Raw genomic sequence first — 16,965 nt, forward strand, 5'->3', positions numbered from 1 at the left:
CAAGGATTTTCGATGACCAAGCGACAATTGAAGCTGGGGCTGGTGACGACCGGCGTCGGCGGCCCTGGCGACAGCAACCGGTGGCTCGATCCCGAGATCCCCGTCGATGCGAGCGTGAGCATCGACTGGTATATCGATATCGTCCGCGAGGCGGAGGCGGCGAAGTTCGATCTCGTCTTCATCGTCGACAGCCAGTTCATCACCGCCGACTCCCCGCCGCATTACCTGAACAGGCTGGAGCCACTGACGCTGCTGTCCGCGCTGGCCGTCGCGACCAGCCATATCGGGCTCGTCGGCACGCTGACGACGTCGTACAACAACCCGTATAATCTCGCCCGCCGCCTCGCCTCGCTCGACCTGATCAGCAAGGGCCGTGCCGGATGGAACGTGGTGACGACCGGCGATGCCGGCACTGCGGGGAATTACGGTCGCGACGAGCATTTTGATTACGCGACGCGCTATGCTCGTGCGTTCGAATATCTCGACGTCGTGCGCGGGCTATGGCGCTCGTACGAGGATGGCGCGCTGGTCCGCGATCGCGCCACCGGCGTGTTCCTCGACAGGACGAAGCTGCACACGCTGAACCACAAGGGCGAACATTTCTCGGTCGTCGGCCCGCTCAACATCCAACGCTCTCCGCAGGGAGAGCCCGTGATCTTCCAGGCGGGAGACTCCGAACAGGGGCGCGATCTCGGCGCAACACTGGCCGACGCGATCTTTACGCACGCAAAGACCCTCGAGCAGGGGCAGGCCTTCTACGCCGACCTGAAGGCCCGTGCGGCCACGCTCGGTCGTGATCCGGACCATCTCGTCATCCTGCCCGGCTTCCACATCACGGTCGGCGATACCGACGAGGACGCGCGTGCGATCCAGCGTGCCTATCGGCGCGCGGACCAGAGTTTCGAACAGGCCCTGGCAGAATTCGGCCGCGCATTCGGTTGGCATGACTTCCGCCAATACGACCTCGATGCCCCCTTCCCGACCGCGGCGCTCGAACATGCGAAGACCAGCTTCTTCACGCAGGCGAAATCGATCACCGCCACCGCCATCGCGCGACGTTTCTCGCTACGCGAAACCGTCGAATTCGTGCGCGATCAGCACACCAGTCCGTTCGTCGGATCGGCCGAGACGGTGGCCACAGAGATCGCCCGCTGGTACGAAGGTCGCGCCTTCGACGGGATCAACGTCCATGCGGGCCACCCCAGCCAGTTCCGGCGCTTCACACAGGAGGTCGTCCCGCTGCTGCAGCAACGCGGGCTGTTCCGGTCGGAATACGAATACGCCACGCTGCGCGGTAACCTTGGCCTGCCGCCCTTGGCGCCGAACGTTCGCTGACCACGTGTGACGGGGCCAGGCCTATTCGCGAAAGTGCTCGAGGATCTTTTGCGCGCGCGCAAGATGGGGGCGGTCCAGCATGCCGCCGTTGAACGCGATCGTGCCTGCGTTCGGGTTTGCCGCGAAGAGCGCGACGATCTGCTGCGCTTCGGCGATTTCGTCGGCGCTGGGGGCGAACGCCGCGTTGATGACGTCGACCTGCGCCGGGTGAATCGCCAGCATACCGCGATAGCCATCGCACCGGACCTTCTCCGCGCGCGTCTTCAGGGCATCGAGGTTGCGGAAATCGGCCTGGATGGTCTCGATCGCGGTCACACCGGCGCTCGCCGCGCCGAGCAGGCACATCGATCGTGCGAGTTCGTAGGTGAAGGTGTAGGTGCCGTCGGGATTGCAGTTCGCCGTAGCGCCGATCGAGTCCGCGAGGTCCTCGGCGCCCCAGGTCAATGCGACCACACGCGGGGCATCCTTGTAGTCGCCGGTGTGGAACATCGATTCCGCGGTCTCGGTCACCAGCACGATGACGGGTGTCGATCCGGCCGGGATGCCGTGCGCCGCTTCAAAGGCCGACAGGTAGTGGTCGAGCCGGTCGACGTCCTGCCGCCCGGATACCTTCGGCAGCATGATACCGCCGGGACGCGCCGGCATGATCGCCGCGAGGTCGGTCAGCGTATGCGGCCCGTCGAGCGGATTGACGCGCACCCAGATCCGCGCGCGATCGGCGTCGTTGGCCTGTAGAAAGTCGTGGATCATCGCCCGGGCGGCCGGCTTGTTCGCCGGCGTTACCGCGTCCTCCAGATCGAGGAGGACGACGTCCGCCGCGCTCGCGACCGCCTTGGTCATCTTGCGCTCGCTGTCGCCCGGCGCGAACAACCAGGAACGCATGGTGAGCGGCAGGGCGTCGGTCATGGCAGGGGGTCCTCGATCGGTCGGCGTATCGTGTCAGCGGGTACGGCGTCGGCGATCACGGAGCAACCATCGCCGTCCGGGCGAATAGGCATATGATCATGGGCCCAACAATGGATTGATTGCTGGCCTCGGCGGTTCCGGGCAAGTCGGCCGCGGAGACACTATTCATGCGCAGACCCCTTACTCATCTCGAACGGCTCGAAGCCGAAGCGATCCACGTCATGCGCGAAGTGGTCGCTGAAGCGGACAAGCCGGTGATGCTGTATTCGGTCGGCAAGGATTCCGCCGTGATGCTGCACCTCGCGCGCAAGGCGTTCTATCCGTCGCCGCCGCCCTTCCCGTTGCTGCACGTCGACACGACCTGGAAATTCCAGGAGATGTACCGGCTGCGCGACCGGATGGCGACCGAGAGCGGCATGGAACTTCTCGTGTACCAGAACGCCGAGGCGGCGGCGCGCGGGATCAATCCGTTCGATCACGGCGCGCTCCACACCGACATGTGGAAGACCGAGGGACTGAAGCAGGCGCTCGACAAGTACGGCTTCGACGCGGCCTTTGGTGGTGCCCGGCGCGACGAGGAGAAAAGCCGCGCGAAGGAGCGCATCTTCTCGTTCCGCACCGCCAGCCATGGCTGGAACCCGAAGGCCCAGCGCCCGGAACTGTGGAACCTGTACAATGCGCGCAAGAACAAGGGCGAGAGCATCCGGGTCTTCCCGATCTCGAACTGGACCGAGCTCGACGTCTGGCAATATATCCAGCTGAACGACATCCCGATCGTGCCGCTGTATTTCGCCGGCGTGCGCCCCACCGTCGAGCGCGACGGGATGCTGCTGATGGTCGACGACGACCGCTTCCCGCTCGCACCCGGCGAGGTTCCGGTCGACCGCTCGATCCGGTTCCGTACGCTCGGCTGCTACCCGCTCACCGGGGCGGTCGAGAGCACTGCCTCGACGCTGTCCGAGATTATCCAGGAGACGCTGCTCACCACGACGAGCGAACGGCAGGGCCGCGCGATCGACAAGGATGCCGGCGGGTCGGGCATGGAAAAGAAGAAGCAGGAAGGGTATTTCTGATGACCGACATCCTGCAACACGACCATGCCTACCAGCCCGAGGCGTTGATCACCGAGGATATCGAGGTCTATCTCGATCGACACCAGCACAAGACGATGCTGCGCTTCATCACCTGCGGGTCGGTCGACGACGGCAAGTCGACGCTGATCGGGCGCCTGCTGTATGATTCCAAAATGATCTTCGAAGACCAACTCGCTGCGCTGGAGGACGACAGCAAGCGGGTCGGCACGCAAGGCGGCGCGATCGACTTCGCGCTGCTCGTCGACGGGCTGGCGGCAGAGCGCGAACAGGGCATCACCATCGACGTCGCCTATCGCTTCTTCTCGACCGAAAAGCGCAAGTTCATCGTCGCGGACACGCCCGGGCACGAGCAATATACCCGCAACATGGTCACCGGCGCGTCGACCGCGGACCTCGCCGTCATCCTGATCGATGCGCGCAAGGGCGTGCTGACGCAGACCAGGCGCCACACCTACCTCGCGCACCTGCTCGGCATTCGCAATCTGGTGCTCGCGATCAACAAGATGGATCTGATCGACTATGATCAGGCGCGCTACACGACGATCCTCGATGACTATACCGCGTTTGCCAAGAGCATCGGCATCGAGGCGTTCACGCCGATGCCGATATCGGGATTCAAGGGCGACAACATCTCGCAGCGCTCGGACGCCATGCCGTGGTATGACGGGCCGACGTTGATCGAGCATCTCGAAACCGTCGAGGTCGGCGTGGACGAAGCGCAGGCGTCGCCGTTCCGGATGCCGGTCCAGTGGGTCAACCGCCCCAATCTCGATTTCCGCGGTTTCTCCGGGCAGATCGCCAGCGGCATCGTCAGGCGGGGTGATGCGATCCGCGTGCTGCCGGGCGGCAAGCGGTCGACGATCAGCCGGATCACGACGCTCGACGGCAATCTCGACGAGGCGGTCGCGGGCCAGTCGGTGACGCTGTCGTTCGCCGACGAGATCGACTGTTCGCGCGGCAACGTCATCGCGACCGCGGATACGCCGCCGGAAGTGGCAGACCAGTTCGAATCGACGATCATCTGGATGGACGACGAACCGCTGATCGTCGGTCGCTCCTACTGGCTGAAGCTCGCCACGCAGATGGTGTCGGCGACGGTGCGCGAGCCGAAATACCAGGTCAACGTCAACACGATGGAGCATCTGGCCGCCAAGACGCTGGACCTCAACGCGATCGGCGTGGCCGAGATCACGACCGACCGCCCGATCGTCTTCGAGCCGTATTCGGACGGCAGCAAGGGGCCGAACAAGGAGCTCGGCGGCTTTATCCTGATCGACAAGATCACCAACGCCACGGTCGCCGCGGGGCTGTTGAACTTCAGCCTGCGCCGTGCCCAGAACGTGCATTGGCAGCCGACCGACATCGCCCGCGGCGACCATGCCGCGCTGAAGAACCAGACGCCGCGCGTGCTGTGGTTCACCGGCCTGTCGGGCTCGGGCAAGTCGACGATCGCCAACGAAGTCGAGAAGGCGCTGGCGCTGATGAACCGGCACACGTTCCTGCTCGACGGCGACAATGTGCGGCACGGCCTCAACAAGGATCTGGGGTTCACCGAAGCGGACCGGATCGAGAACATCCGCCGCGTCGGCGAGGTGGCAAAGCTGATGACCGACGCCGGCCTGATCGTGCTGACCGCCTTCATCTCGCCGTTCCGCGCCGAGCGGGACATGGTGCGGGCGATGTTGCCGGAGGGCGAGTTCATCGAGATCTTCGTCGATACGCCGCTGGACGTTGCCGAGGCGCGCGACGTGAAGGGCCTCTACCGCAAGGCGCGCGCCGGCAATCTGAAGAACTTCACCGGCATCGACAGTCCGTACGAGGCACCGGTCAATCCCGAGATCCGCGTCAACACCGTCGAAATGACCCCGGCCGAAGCGGCGGCGCACATCGTTCGCCAGATCATGCCCCTCAAGTGAAAGACGCCATGACCGACGCCGAACTCGCCGCCCACCTTGCCACGACTGCGGGCGAACTACTGTTGTCGGTTCGGAACTCAGGCGTGTTCTCCGCCGGCGCGCTCGGCAAGGCGGGCGACCAGACCGCGAACCAGTTCCTCGTCCACGCGCTGCGCGACCAGCGGCCCGACGACGGGCTGTTGTCGGAGGAGATGAAGTGCGACGGCCTGCGCCTGGCGCAACGCCGCGTCTGGATCGTCGACCCGGTCGACGGCACGCGTGAATATGGCGAGGGACGCGACGACTGGGCGGTCCATGTCGGCCTCGCGATCGACGGCGTCGCGGCCGTCGGCGCGGTCGCCCTGCCGGGGCTTGGCGTCACGCTTAGCACCGACGATCTGCCGCCGCTTGCGCCGATCCAGTCGCCGCCGCGGATCCTGGTCAGCCGTACCCGCCCCGCCCGCGAGGCGATCGCGGTCGCCGAGGCGCTCGGCGGCGAACTGGTGCCGATGGGCTCGGCAGGCGCGAAGGCAATGGCGGTCGTTCGCGGCGAGGCGGAGATCTACCTGCATCTCGGCGGCCAGTATGAATGGGACAATTGCGCGCCGGCAGCGGTGGCTCGCGCCGCTGGCCTGCACGTCAGTCGTGCGGATGGCACGCCGTTGCGCTACAACCGTGCCGATCCCTACCTGCCCGACCTGCTGATCTGTCGGACCGAATTCGCCCGACCCGTGCTCGATCTGGTCGCGCGCATGGCGTCTGAATGACCACCTTGCGCAACACCTGATCTCACCTTCAGCACGTCATCCGGGCGGAGCCGCGTTCGTTCCGGGAATGCCGGGCGCGTGTCGACCGGCGAGATCAGGGTATGCCTGATCCCGCCGGTCTCCGCGGTCGACGCGAGGATGGCGCAGGCCCGAGCGGCTCGCGCCTTCCGGGCATGTACGTCAGAACCCGACGCTGACTGTGCCGAACCACTGACGCGGTGCCAGCGGGAAGAAGTTGTACGTGCCCGACGCCTGCCCGACGGCCAGCGTCGATTCCGCCTTCTTGTCGGTGATGTTGGTCACGTTGAGGCTCAGCGTCAGCTTGCGCACGGCGAAGCCCTGCGACAGCGGCACGTCGACCGCGATCCGCCCCGACATCGTGAAATAGCTTTTGACTGCGAGGTCGTTGGTGAAGGTCGCGTAGCGCTTGCCGAGATAATCGCCGATCAACTGCACGTCGAACGGCGCAACCGACAGCGTCGCCACCGTCTTGTTCAGCCAGTCGGGCGAGCCCGGCACCTTCTTGTCCTTGGTCAGGATGGTCGTCGTGCCGCTCAGATAGTTATCGCCGAACCGCGAGTTGTTGTACGACAGCGCATTGTACAGCGAGAAGGTCTGGCCGAACCTGAGCGTACCGGCGACGTCGACGCCATCGGTTTTCACGCTGCCGACATTCTGCAGGATCGTCGCGCCGCTCGCGATCGCGGTGATCGTCTGCGTCGGGCTGATCGCGAGCAGCCGGTTCGAGAAATCGACGTGGTAGTAGCTGATCTGTCCCTCGAACGCAGTGATCGGGCCAAGATCCAACGCATGGTGCGTGCGCAGGCCCGCTTCGTACGTCCAGCTCGTCTCGGGCTTGGTGTCGTCCTTGAAGAACTCGAACAGGCTCTGGCTGCCAAGCGCGAACGGCGACTGGCCCGCAGCAGCGCTCGTCTGGAACTGGCGGATGTTCTTCTGCGCGTTGACGAAGATCTGTTCGTTGTCCGTCGCTTCCCACAGTGCGCCGGCCTGCGGCAGGAAGATGCGGCTGGTGTCCAGCTTGCCCGTCGGCAACTCGCGCGATCCGGTGAACGATCCCGGGATTGGCTGCACCGGCACGGTCTGGCGCGCCTTCTGGAAGGTGCTCTTGAAGCCGGCCTGCAGGGTCAGGGTCGGGATGACCTTCCACGCGTCCTGCACGTGCGTCTGGATCTCGTCGACGCGGATTTCGCTGTGATATTGCGTGATCAGCGGCTGGGCGAGGTCGAGCGGACGGTCATAGGGCGTCGACGGATTGGCGACGTCGAACGCGTACCAGCGGCGCTTGGCGGACGAACTCTGATGCTCGTACCAGCCGCCGATCTCGATCGTGTGATCGCCGATCTCCGCCCGCAGCGTCGAGATTCCGCCGACCCGGTCGATCCGGTATTCGGTCGTCCGCGTCGCGATCCCCGATCCGCCGAAAATCCGCGTGAGGCGCGTGAGGTTGGCCGCGGAGGTCGGGCTGCTGCCGGCTGCGCCCGAATAATAATAGGAGAACAGCAGCGGCAGGCCTGCCGCGGTGATCGGCCCCGCCACGACGCCGACGCCGTCGTTGTGATGGAAATACGCCTGGTTCGACCAGGTGAGGCCCGGCGCGACGTTCCAGTCGTACTTGGCATAGCCGAGGTAATCGGTCCGCTGCGCGTCGCTGTAGTAATTGCGATAATTGGCACCGGGCGCGGCGTTGATCGCGGCATATTCCGGTGAATTATAATAGGCGGTAGCGGCGGCGGCATTGGGGTAGATGAACGGGCGAACATATGGCGCGACGCCGCGGTTGTCGACTGCCGCGGTCGTCGCGGTCGCGGGCCGCACGACGATCGAGGTAGCATCCTCGTTGGGCTCGGTCTTGTCCGAATAGGCGAAGTACGCGGTCAGCTTGCCGTTCGAGTCTTCGCGCACGAGCTTGGCGTTCGCCTGATAGCCGCCCTGCTTGGCATCGAAGTCCCAGGCCCGTGCCTTCTGCCGAACGCCCGAGACGTAGAGCCGCGTGCCGTCGCCGAGATCGCCCGTGTCGATCCGGCCATAGGTCCGCAGCGCCGAATAGCTGCCGACCGTCTGCTGTACGCTGACGCCGAGATCGCGCTTCGGATCGTCGGAGAACACGTCGATGGTGCCGCCGAGGTTGCTGGTCGACGGCGTTCCCAGATCGCCCGCGCCGGTCGCCAGCGTGATCCGGCCGACATTCTCCGAAATCACCGCGCGCTGCGGCGACAGGCCGTTGAAGTTGCCATAGGTCTGGTCGCCGAGCGGTATGCCGTCGAGCGTATAGCCCAGCTGCTGCTGGTTGAAGCCGTGGATGAACAGCGAGATATTCTGTTCGTTGTTGCCCCATGGGTCCGCGGTTAGAAACGTGACGCCGGGCAGCGTCTGCAACGCCTTCAACGGGCTGACGCCGGGCAGGACCTTCTGGATTTCCACCGCGCTGACCTGGCTGACCGAGCGGGTCGTCTTGCCCGTCACGACGATCTCGGCGTCGGAACCGGTCTGACCCTGTCCGGGCTGGGGATCCGTCGTCTGTGCGGCGGCGGACGAGATGAACAACGCGGTAACGGCAACGCCGCAGAGAAGCGGCGCGATGGCCGACTTGGATAGCATGATGATGTCAGTCCCCTGGGTGCGGACTCCGATCCGCTTGTCCGGCGGTTAGGGGACGTTTGCGACCGGGGTGCTACAGCGCGGTGACACTCTTGTGTCAGTCGACGATCGACCGCGGCACGACGCGCTTCGGTGGCTCGCGCGGTGAACCGGACGGCCACGCAGTTCGCCCGTCATAGGGATCCAGCCTTGCCGGATACACGTCACGCGCGCCGCCGGCCCAGATCCGTCTGCGCGCGGAACTGGTATCGTATGGATGAAGTTCGACGTTGATTGGTCGGCACAGTATTGGCGGACCGACGACTGCTTGCAGCAAGGCGACAGGCGCGCCCGCCTGCAAGCGTCACAGCGTGATGTTGCGCCTGTCCATTTCAGCGGCAGCAAGAATGCTCAGCGGAGTCTGTTTGTTGCCCGCGAATATATCAGCAAGATCGAGTAGGTCTTCGTTGCCGAGCGAAGTGATCGATTCTTCGATACTGGCGAGGCGGCGTAGTGCGAGGGCTTGGTCGGCGTCACGGCGTTTTATTCTGGTTCTGAGCATATCGCACGACGATAGCAGACGTTCCCATTAATGGCAGCGCAGAATCGTGGCGAATTTGCAACCCGGCAAAACTACCCGGATGCGGGAATTTCGTCAGCGACTCTAGGCGATTAGCTTGCAGCGGTCGCGCATTTGAAAATCCGCGTTACGATTTCCTGCAATATCGACATGAACCCCGGCGTGGAGCAGCGCACGCGCGAATGATCCGACGTCGGGCTCGCTCGGGTTGGAACGCCCCTGCCCTTCATTCGTCCAGACATCGAACAGAATGGGAGTTGGAAATGGCGATCTTCAACAAGGACATGGTCGAACTCGCAGGCAAGAACGAGCTTTGGCAAAAAGAGGTCTACCGCGATCCGAAGGTACAGATCGTGTTGATGAGCATTCCTGCCGGCGAGGAGATCGGCCTGGAGACGCATCCGGCCGACCAGACCACCTTCATCGTCGCGGGCGAGGCGCAGGTCGTCATCGACGGGCACTCGACCAAGGCGGGACCGAACCATCTGGTCGTCGTACCCAAGGGCGCGGAGCACAATATCGTGAACAAGGGTGCGGGCGCACTCAAGCTGTTCTCGGTCTACGCCCCGCCCGCCGAACCCGAAGGCGCGGCGTTCAAGACCAAGGCAGACGCCGAGGAAGCGGAAAAGGGCATGGTGGCGAAGGTGGTGGATGCGGTGAAGTCGGCGATCGGCCAGTGAGCGAGCCTTTGCGGATCGTCATCACCGGCGCCTCCAGCGGCATCGGCGCGGCAACCGCGATCGCCTTCGCCGAGCAAGGCGCGCGACTGGTACTCGGCGCGCGCGGCGAGACGGGCCTCGAGGATATCGCCCGGCGATGTCGCGAGGCCGGGGGATCGGCGGAGGTCCGCGTCGTGGACGTCACCGATGCCACAGCCGTCGCCGCATTCGCCTCGCAGGCGCGCGAAACGCTCGGAAGCATCGACCTGTGGTTCAGCTGCGTCGGCGTTGGCGTACTGGGCAGATACCAGGACGTGCCGATCGCCGATCATACCAGGGTGATCGAGGCCAACCTCACCGGCCACATGAACGATGCGCATGCCGTGCTGCCGATCTTCCTCGCGCAGGACCGGGGCATCTGGGTCAACATGATCTCGGTCGGCGGCTTCTTCGCCACGCCCTATGCGGCAGCATATTCGGCGAGCAAGTTCGGGCTGCGCGGCTTCAGCGAGGCGCTGCGCGGCGAAGTGTCGAAACACCCGCATATCCACGTGTGCGACGTCTATCCGACGTTCGTCGACACGCCGGGCATCGATCATGCCGGCAACTATACGGGCGCAAGGCTGTCGCTGCCGCCGGGTGCGCTCGCGCCCGAGACGGTCGCCAAGGCGGTGGTGCGGCTTGCCCGGCGACCGCGTAACACGACGGTGGTCGGCGCGCCGGCGATCGCGTTGAAGCTGGGACAGTTCGCGGTGCCCAGTCTGGGTGCCGCGATGATGAACGGTTTCATGGACATATGGTCCGACAAGGCCGATCCTGGCGCCGATACGAGCGGAGCCCTCTTCGACGCGCCCACTGATGTCAGCGGCGTTGACGGAGGCCGACGGCATCCGGAACGGCGTCGCATCGCGATCGCGACGGCGGGCGCCACGGCGGGACTGGGCGTGGCGGCGATCGCCGGATGGTTCTGGCAACGCCGACGATAACCTAGGAAGCGCGCCTCAACCGCGGCGGTGCCGCCGAGCGGCGTCGCGGTCGAGGCTTACACGGCACACATCGCAGGCAATCAGTGATAGCCGCCCTCTCCACGTTCCTCGGCACCGTCCTTCTGCGCATCCTCGAGGTCGGCTGCGTCCTGTTCGCTGGTACGAGGGTTTTCCTCGAGACTGTCTTCCGACCCCTTGTCGGTTTGCGGCAGTTCGTTGACGTCGGTTTCAAAACCGGGCTCTTCGTCGCGCGGCGTGGTCGCCATGATCATTCTCCTTCGTCCGTCGAACGATCGGGGGCGCCGGTCGGTTGCTCCCGGTATGGCTCGGCCCGGATGCCAACGACCTCGCCACGGCTACACGGCAAAGCCGGCTCATCCGTCCGGCGCGACAAGCGAGTTGCGCCAGCCGGCCAGGAAGAAATCCACGGCGCGATGCGCCCTGGCGCGCTCTACGGCATGAAGTATCAGATTCCCGCCATGCTCGAGGCGGGCGGCGGCGCGATCGTCAACATGGCCTCGATCCTGGGTGCCGTGGCATGGGCAGGGAACGCGGCGTATGTCACCTCGAAGCACGCCATGATCGGCATGACCAAGACGGCGGCGCTCGATTATGCATCACAGGGCATCCGCATCAACGCGGTCGGACCGGCGTTCGTCGATACGCCGGCCTTGCTCAAGGATATGTCGGAGGACGAGCGCGCGGCGCTGGCCGGCCTGCACGCGCTGAACCGCCTCGCGCGTCCCGAGGAGATCGCGGGCTTCACCAGCTTCCTGCTGTCGGATCGCGCGTCGTTCATGACGGGGACCTATTACCCGGTCGATGGCGGCTATCTCGCCCGTTGATCACGTCTGGGATTGGCCGTCGAACAGCGTTGCGGTCCGACCGCCGACCCAGACCTGACCCTGCAGGTCGTGCGAGACGTGCACGCGTCCGTTGCGGCCGATGCAGCTGCCCTGCGCGGCCACGTAACGCTCACGCGCGCGACCGCTTGCGAACAGCCACTGGCCAACCGAGGCGTTGAGGCTCCCGCAGACCGGATCCTCGATCAGTGCGCCATGCGCGTCGCTGAAGATCGCGCGGATCTCGAACGCGGCGTCGCTACCCGCCGGGTGAGGGCCGACGATGCCGATGTCGATGCGACGAGCGTGATGGCGGGCATGGTCGACCGCCAGCACCGCCGCGGCGGAACCGAGCATCACCGCGAGCCAGCCCGGACCATTGTCGACCCACTGCGCATCGACGATCACAGCGCGGTCGATGCGCAACAGTCCGGCGACTTCGGCGATCTCGGCCTCTGTGGGCGTGCCGCTGCGGATCAGCGGCGGGGCCGCGAACGCGAGCCGATCATCGTCGCGACGGACCTCGACCAGGCCGATGCCGCATTCCTGGACGATCATGCCGCCGCGTTTCGGCGTGCCGCCTGCCTCCAGCCACGCGTGACACGTACCAAGCGTCGGATGCCCGGCGAAGGGCAGTTCGCGGGCGAGCGTGAAGATGCGTACGCGGTAGTCGGCCCGGTCGTCGCTTGGCGGCAGCAGGAAAGTGCTTTCCGACAAGTTGAGCCAGCGCGTGATGGCCTGCATCTCGTCGGTCGAGAGGCCCTCGGCACCGGCTATGACCGCGAGCGGATTGCCGGTGAACGGGGCAGTGCCGAACACGTCGACGAGCTTGAAGGATCTGGTCATGGGCATGTCTCCGGTCAGCGGCGATCTTCAAAGGCTTGCGACAGCAAAGGCGCGTCGATCTGGCGGACCGCATTACCGACCGCCACGCGCCAGCAGGCGGAGGCCTGGACCGCCTTGGTGACTTCGTGGAGGCTGCCCCCGCCCCCGCCGCACGCAGCGGTCGCCGCCCGGTCGATCCGCCGCAGCGCGCGGCGCGCCGCGGCCGGCGTGGCCGACTGAAGATGTGCGCGTGCCACGCTCACTGCATAACGATGGGGACCGACCTCCACCCCCTGCGCCATGGCCGGGACGGACAACGCGGCAGCGAGCAACGCGGTGGGAACGACAATCTTCATGGGAACCTCCTGTGCGAAGACCAATGTCGGATCGTGACTGGTCATGACAGGGACGGAGGCGTACGATCAGGCCGAACTGTATTGGTCAAGAGAACGGTACGATGGCGACGAACACGCTACCCGAGACGCGGACCGGACAGGTCATGCACGTCATCCGCGACCGGATCGAGCGGCGGACGCTGACGCCCGGTGCCCGCCTGCCGTCGGTGCGCGCGATGGCCGAGACGATCGGGTTCTCCAAGTCCACCGTGGTCGAGGCGTATGACCGGTTGGCAGCCGACGGCACGATCCGATCGCGGCCGGGCTCCGGGTTCTACGTCGCCTCGCCGCTCGCCCCGCTTGCGCTCGACCGGCTGGGCGGCGCGGTCGAGCGCGAGGTCGATCCGCTGTGGATGCTGCGCCAGTCGCTGACCAGCCAGGCGCTGCGCATCGATCCGGGGACCGGTCAGTCGGAACCCAGCCGTTCGGGCGCCGATGGCGGCAAGCGACTGATGCCCGGCTGCGGTTGGTTGCCGGAGGAGTGGCTGGCGGGCGATGCGATCCGAAAGGGGTTGCGTGCCGCTGCGCGCGACACACGCAACGGATCGTTGACCGGCTATGCCTCACCCCAAGGATCGCTGCCGCTGCGTGTCCTGCTCGCCCGGCGGCTTGGTGGACAGGGTATCGATGCCGCGCCCGAGCAGATCCTGCTGACCGACAGCAGTACCCACGCGCTCGACCTCGTCTGCCGGTTCCTGCTCGAACCCGGCGACACCGTGCTGGTCGACGATCCGTGCTATTTCAATTTCCTCGCCCTGCTGCGGGCGCACCGCGTCAACGTCGTCGGCGTGGCGATGACCCCGACCGGACCGGACATGGCAGCGTTCGCAGCGGCGCTCGCCGAGCATCGTCCGCGCTTCTACCTGACCAACTCGGCGGTCCATAATCCCACGGGTGCGACGCTCGCCGCCGCGACCGCGCACAAGCTGCTCAAACTCGCCGACGCACATGACCTGGTGATCGTCGAGGATGATATCTTTGCGGATTTCGAGCACCTGACGGCGCCGCGGCTCGCGGCATTCGACGGGCTCGACCGCGTGATCCGGATCGGCAGCTTCTCCAAGTCGCTGTCTGCGGCGGTGCGCTGCGGGCATATCGTCGCGCGTCCCGACTGGATCGAAGCGCTCACCGACCTGCGGATCGCGACCTCGATGTCGGGCAACCCGCTATCCACCGACCTGCTTCACGGCGTCCTGACCGACGGCAGCTATCGGCGCCATGTCGAGACCGTCCGGGCCCGGTTGGCACGCGCAATGGCAGCCACAATAAAGCGGCTGCGCGCGGTCGGGATCGCGCCGTGGTTCGAGCCCGACGCGGGGATCTTTATCTGGGCACGCCTGCCCGACGCGATCGACGCGGTCACGCTCGCCCGCGCGGCACTGGCGGAGGGCATCGTGCTCGCGCCCGGCAACGTGTTCAGCACCAGCGGCGCGTGGAGCGACTATCTGCGCTTCAACGTGTCGATGTGCGACGACGAGGCGCTGTTCGTTTTCCTGGCGAAAGCCTGCTGCCCGACCCGCTGACGCAGCTGGTCGTCGCGCCTGTCATCGACCCTGGGCGTGCGACGAATATCTCGCATGTCCGCCAAGCATGTTCGACCGCCACGACGCCTTGAGCCACGTCCCGCGCCGAAATGGCGATCGAACACTGTCCGTCAGGCCGACGGCCTCGTCAGAACGCGACCTTGAACTGACCACCGATGATCCGAGGCTCGTTGATCATGCCAGTCAGATTATTGAAATCGATCGCGCTGATGCTGCGATACTGGTTCGTGATATTGCGAACGAACGCGCCGATCTCATAGCCCTGCGGCGACTTGTACGCGGCTTTCAGGCCACCCTCGAACGACGACTTGCCGCGAAACTCGACCGCATCGTACAGGAAGAAGTTGATGCTGCTGCGGTAAACCCAGTCGGTATAGGCGTATATCTCGCCGCCATTGGCGAGCGGGATGCCGTAGCGTGCCGTCCCGTTGGCGATCCACCGGGGTGCCTGGGGCAGGTCGTTGCCGTCGATTACCGCGCGGCCGTCGACGATCGGATCCAGCACGGTGCAGGTGGCGCAGACGCCGACGCTGATACCCCGATCGCGGATTTCGGTGAAGTTGTAGCTACCGCTCGCGGTCAGCGTGAGTTCGGGTAGCGGACGCGCTTCGAACTCGCCTTCGACGCCGTAGCCGATCGCCTTGTTCGCGCTGATCAGGCGCGCCGAGTTGGTGTTGCCACCGACCGCGGTGATCTGCAGATCCTTCGTGCTGTACCAATAGGCGTCGAGCGAGAAGTTCACCTTCCGGTCGAGCAGCGTCCCCTTGAAGCCACTCTCACCCGAGATCGTCGTCTGCTTCGGCGCGGTGCTCTGGACGCTGCCGAAGGTCACCCGGTCCTGAATCGCCGGGCCCTGATAGCCGGTCGCGAGCCTGGTATAGACGTTGATCGCAGGCGTCAGTTCGTAGGTCGCGCTGGCGTCCCACGTCACGTTCGAGGCGCGGACCACGGCGCGGGCGGGCAGCGTGTCGCTGATCCCGCTTCCGGGGAGCGGCGCGGTGACGCGGTCGTTGCGGTAATCATGCGAGTACCGAACACCCGCACGCAGCGTCAGCTTGTCGGTTGCCTTGGCCTCGACCGATGCGAACGCGCCGTAATTCTCGTTGCGGTTGTCGTGGAAGATATCCTGGTCGAGATCGGTGTCGCGCGACCCCGTTCCCCCGAACGCATAGTCGTATTGATTGTAGCGCAACGTCTGATGGAAGTAATACAGCCCGCCCTGCAGGCGGATGCCGTTCATATCCTCGCTGGCGTACCGCAGTTCCTGGCTGAACTCCCTGGGCTTGGTGATCCCGCCGGTGTTCGACGGGAACAGCCCGACATTGATCGCGCCGATCGTGCCGCCGAGGAAAGTATAGTTGTTGCCGCCATCGACATCGCCCGTGCTTTCGACCCTGGCCTGCTCATAGGCGGTGACCGAGTAGAAGGTGCCGATCCCTTCCGCATGATAATCGAGCCGCAGATTGGTGCCCCACTGCGTCAGGCTCTGGCTGGTATAGCCGTCGAGTGCGACATGCTTGGGGTCGAAGCCGGCGTTGAAATCGTTGGTGCCCGGCTTGAACAGCCCGGCGCGGAAGATCCGCGGCGAACCATTGAGATCGCGGACGTGCACGTTCAGCAACGCGTTGAAATCGCTGCTCGCGTAACTGAGCTGGAAGCGCCCGGCCACGTCGCGATAGCCCTCCAGCTTGCGGTCGGCATTGCCGGTCGCGGAGTCGTTGGTCACCCAGTCGTCGCGCGACTGGATCAAGCCCGATGCACGGAACGCAAAGCCGTTGCCGATCGGCAGGTTGATCGCCGCCTCGCCGTTGATCGTGTTGTAGGTCGCCCAGGATCCGGTCGCGTAGCCCGACGCCTTGTCGGCGTTCGGCTTGGCGGAGTCTATCTTGACCACACCGGCCGGGGTGTTGCGGCCGAACAGTGTCCCCTGCGGCCCGCGCAAGACCTCAACGCTTTGCAGATCGAAGACCGGGAACGACTTCAGCATCGGGTTTTCGAGCGCGACATCGTCATACACGACCGACACCGGCTGGGCGGCGTTCGGATCGAAATCCGTGTTGCCGAGGCCGCGGATATAGAAGCGCGGGAAGGTGCGGCCGAACGAGGATTCGACCTGCAAGCTGGGCGTGCGGCCGGCGAGGAAACGGATGTCGAGGCCGCTGGAGTTCAGCACATCGAGCTTTTCACCGCTGATGGACGTCACCGCGAGTGGCACGTCCTTCGACGATTCCTGACGGCGCGTGGCGGTGACGACGATTTCGCCCAGCCCCTGATCGTCGGCGGCGGCTGGTTGCGTCTGCTCCTGCGCAACGGCGGGGGTGGCGGCTAGAAGCAGAGTCGCGCCGACCAGCAGACGGCGGATGGCAGACGTACGAACGGACACGCGGCTCATGGATGTTCCCCCCAAAGATCCCCGGACATCCTCCCGTATCGGTCCGCGTGACCCGGACCTGTATCGGGATGGTAACACGCCTGTAACACGCGACAATAGCCTAATGAGTCGTCGTACGGCTTTTGCGGCGTACCGTGCCTCGCGACC

15 protein-coding genes are annotated in these 16,965 nt (G+C 65.3%); 8 read left to right on the plus strand and 7 right to left on the minus strand.

Annotated features, from left to right (window positions below):
* Nucleotides 1-12: 12 nt before the first annotated feature.
* Nucleotides 13-1,335 (plus strand): LLM class flavin-dependent oxidoreductase, encoded by a 1,323-nt coding sequence (locus SJY41_RS07750; RefSeq protein WP_380780534.1) that lies wholly within the window; start codon nt 13-15, stop codon nt 1,333-1,335.
* 21 nt (nt 1,336-1,356) lie between these two features.
* Here the strand turns inward: SJY41_RS07750 and SJY41_RS07755 are convergent, their stop codons facing one another.
* Nucleotides 1,357-2,241: an HpcH/HpaI aldolase/citrate lyase family protein gene (locus SJY41_RS07755; RefSeq protein WP_380780535.1), complete on the minus strand. Its 885-nt coding sequence runs from the start codon at nt 2,239-2,241 to the stop codon at nt 1,357-1,359.
* A gap of 167 nt (nt 2,242-2,408) precedes the next feature.
* On the opposite strand from SJY41_RS07755, the gene cysD reads away from it, so the two are divergent.
* The 3 genes from cysD to SJY41_RS07770 are packed head-to-tail and all read left to right on the plus strand — an operon-like array spanning nt 2,409 to nt 5,997.
* Nucleotides 2,409-3,314: a sulfate adenylyltransferase subunit CysD gene (cysD, locus tag SJY41_RS07760; protein WP_380780537.1), complete on the plus strand. Its 906-nt coding sequence runs from the start codon at nt 2,409-2,411 to the stop codon at nt 3,312-3,314.
* On the plus strand, nt 3,314-5,251 hold the full coding sequence (gene cysN / locus SJY41_RS07765) for a sulfate adenylyltransferase subunit CysN (RefSeq protein WP_380780538.1): 1,938 nt from the start codon (nt 3,314-3,316) through the stop codon (nt 5,249-5,251). The genes cysD and cysN overlap by 1 nt, the downstream gene beginning before the upstream one ends.
* An 8-nt stretch (nt 5,252-5,259) precedes the next feature.
* Complete coding sequence (locus tag SJY41_RS07770; protein WP_380780540.1) at nt 5,260-5,997, plus strand: 3'(2'),5'-bisphosphate nucleotidase CysQ; 738 nt, start codon at nt 5,260-5,262, stop codon at nt 5,995-5,997.
* Nucleotides 5,998-6,177: 180 nt separating this feature from the next.
* Here the strand turns inward: SJY41_RS07770 and SJY41_RS07775 are convergent, their stop codons facing one another.
* Nucleotides 6,178-8,616, minus strand: coding sequence for a TonB-dependent receptor (locus tag SJY41_RS07775; protein ID WP_380780542.1), 2,439 nt, complete (start codon nt 8,614-8,616; stop codon nt 6,178-6,180).
* Between the two features lie 343 nt (nt 8,617-8,959).
* Complete coding sequence (locus SJY41_RS07780) at nt 8,960-9,157, minus strand: hypothetical protein (protein WP_380780544.1); 198 nt, start codon at nt 9,155-9,157, stop codon at nt 8,960-8,962.
* 281 nt (nt 9,158-9,438) lie between these two features.
* On the opposite strand from SJY41_RS07780, the gene SJY41_RS07785 reads away from it, so the two are divergent.
* Nucleotides 9,439-9,855, plus strand: a complete 417-nt coding sequence (locus tag SJY41_RS07785; protein WP_380780545.1) for a cupin domain-containing protein — start codon at nt 9,439-9,441, stop codon at nt 9,853-9,855.
* On the plus strand, nt 9,852-10,820 hold the full coding sequence (locus SJY41_RS07790; protein ID WP_380780547.1) for an SDR family oxidoreductase: 969 nt from the start codon (nt 9,852-9,854) through the stop codon (nt 10,818-10,820). Before SJY41_RS07785 ends, SJY41_RS07790 begins: the two co-directional genes overlap by 4 nt.
* An 80-nt stretch (nt 10,821-10,900) precedes the next feature.
* Here SJY41_RS07790 and SJY41_RS07795 read toward each other — a convergent pair whose 3' ends face one another.
* Nucleotides 10,901-11,086 carry a hypothetical protein gene (locus tag SJY41_RS07795; RefSeq protein ID WP_380780549.1) on the minus strand — a complete coding sequence of 62 codons (186 nt, stop codon included), beginning with the start codon at nt 11,084-11,086 and terminating at the stop codon, nt 10,901-10,903.
* Nucleotides 11,087-11,155: 69 nt separating this feature from the next.
* On the opposite strand from SJY41_RS07795, the gene SJY41_RS07800 reads away from it, so the two are divergent.
* Nucleotides 11,156-11,665: an SDR family NAD(P)-dependent oxidoreductase gene (locus SJY41_RS07800; RefSeq protein WP_380780551.1), complete on the plus strand. Its 510-nt coding sequence runs from the start codon at nt 11,156-11,158 to the stop codon at nt 11,663-11,665.
* Here the strand turns inward: SJY41_RS07800 and SJY41_RS07805 are convergent, their stop codons facing one another.
* Together SJY41_RS07805 and SJY41_RS07810 are read right to left on the minus strand one after the other, a co-directional pair.
* Entirely contained in the window at nt 11,666-12,508 is an 843-nt protein-coding gene (locus SJY41_RS07805) for a PhzF family phenazine biosynthesis protein (RefSeq protein WP_380780553.1), read from the minus strand. It lies immediately after the preceding gene.
* Between the two features lie 14 nt (nt 12,509-12,522).
* Nucleotides 12,523-12,843 carry a UrcA family protein gene (locus tag SJY41_RS07810; RefSeq protein ID WP_380780555.1) on the minus strand — a complete coding sequence of 107 codons (321 nt, stop codon included), beginning with the start codon at nt 12,841-12,843 and terminating at the stop codon, nt 12,523-12,525.
* Between the two features lie 101 nt (nt 12,844-12,944).
* Between SJY41_RS07810 and SJY41_RS07815 the strand changes: the two genes are divergently transcribed.
* Entirely contained in the window at nt 12,945-14,405 is a 1,461-nt protein-coding gene (locus SJY41_RS07815; protein ID WP_380780557.1) for a PLP-dependent aminotransferase family protein, read from the plus strand.
* Between the two features lie 148 nt (nt 14,406-14,553).
* Here the strand turns inward: SJY41_RS07815 and SJY41_RS07820 are convergent, their stop codons facing one another.
* The gene (locus tag SJY41_RS07820) at nt 14,554-16,818 is read right to left on the minus strand and encodes a TonB-dependent receptor (RefSeq protein ID WP_380780559.1); all 2,265 of its coding nucleotides are present in this window, start codon (nt 16,816-16,818) and stop codon (nt 14,554-14,556) included.
* Nucleotides 16,819-16,965: the final 147 nt, after the last annotated feature.

It is taken from the genome of Sphingomonas sp. R86520 (genome assembly GCF_042466285.1).
Lineage (GTDB): Bacteria > Pseudomonadota > Alphaproteobacteria > Sphingomonadales > Sphingomonadaceae > Sphingomonas.

Excerpts from the sequence above, each read along its gene's own strand:
- cysD (WP_380780537.1), top strand. The coding sequence starts at position 2,409 with ATGCGCAGACCCCTTACTCATCTCGAACGGCTCGAAGCCGAAGCGATC.
- SJY41_RS07800 (WP_380780551.1), top strand. The coding sequence starts at position 11,156 with ATGCCAACGACCTCGCCACGGCTACACGGCAAAGCCGGCTCATCCGTC.
- SJY41_RS07805 (WP_380780553.1), bottom strand. The coding sequence starts at position 12,508 with ATGACCAGATCCTTCAAGCTCGTCGACGTGTTCGGCACTGCCCCGTTC.
- cysN (WP_380780538.1), top strand. The coding sequence starts at position 3,314 with ATGACCGACATCCTGCAACACGACCATGCCTACCAGCCCGAGGCGTTG.
- SJY41_RS07815 (WP_380780557.1), top strand. The coding sequence starts at position 12,945 with ATGGCGACGAACACGCTACCCGAGACGCGGACCGGACAGGTCATGCAC.
- SJY41_RS07795 (WP_380780549.1), bottom strand. The coding sequence starts at position 11,086 with ATGGCGACCACGCCGCGCGACGAAGAGCCCGGTTTTGAAACCGACGTC.
- SJY41_RS07780 (WP_380780544.1), bottom strand. The coding sequence starts at position 9,157 with ATGCTCAGAACCAGAATAAAACGCCGTGACGCCGACCAAGCCCTCGCA.
- SJY41_RS07750 (WP_380780534.1), top strand. The coding sequence starts at position 13 with ATGACCAAGCGACAATTGAAGCTGGGGCTGGTGACGACCGGCGTCGGC.
- SJY41_RS07775 (WP_380780542.1), bottom strand. The coding sequence starts at position 8,616 with ATGCTATCCAAGTCGGCCATCGCGCCGCTTCTCTGCGGCGTTGCCGTT.
- SJY41_RS07755 (WP_380780535.1), bottom strand. The coding sequence starts at position 2,241 with ATGACCGACGCCCTGCCGCTCACCATGCGTTCCTGGTTGTTCGCGCCG.
- SJY41_RS07770 (WP_380780540.1), top strand. The coding sequence starts at position 5,260 with ATGACCGACGCCGAACTCGCCGCCCACCTTGCCACGACTGCGGGCGAA.
- SJY41_RS07820 (WP_380780559.1), bottom strand. The coding sequence starts at position 16,818 with ATGAGCCGCGTGTCCGTTCGTACGTCTGCCATCCGCCGTCTGCTGGTC.
- SJY41_RS07785 (WP_380780545.1), top strand. The coding sequence starts at position 9,439 with ATGGCGATCTTCAACAAGGACATGGTCGAACTCGCAGGCAAGAACGAG.
- SJY41_RS07810 (WP_380780555.1), bottom strand. The coding sequence starts at position 12,843 with ATGAAGATTGTCGTTCCCACCGCGTTGCTCGCTGCCGCGTTGTCCGTC.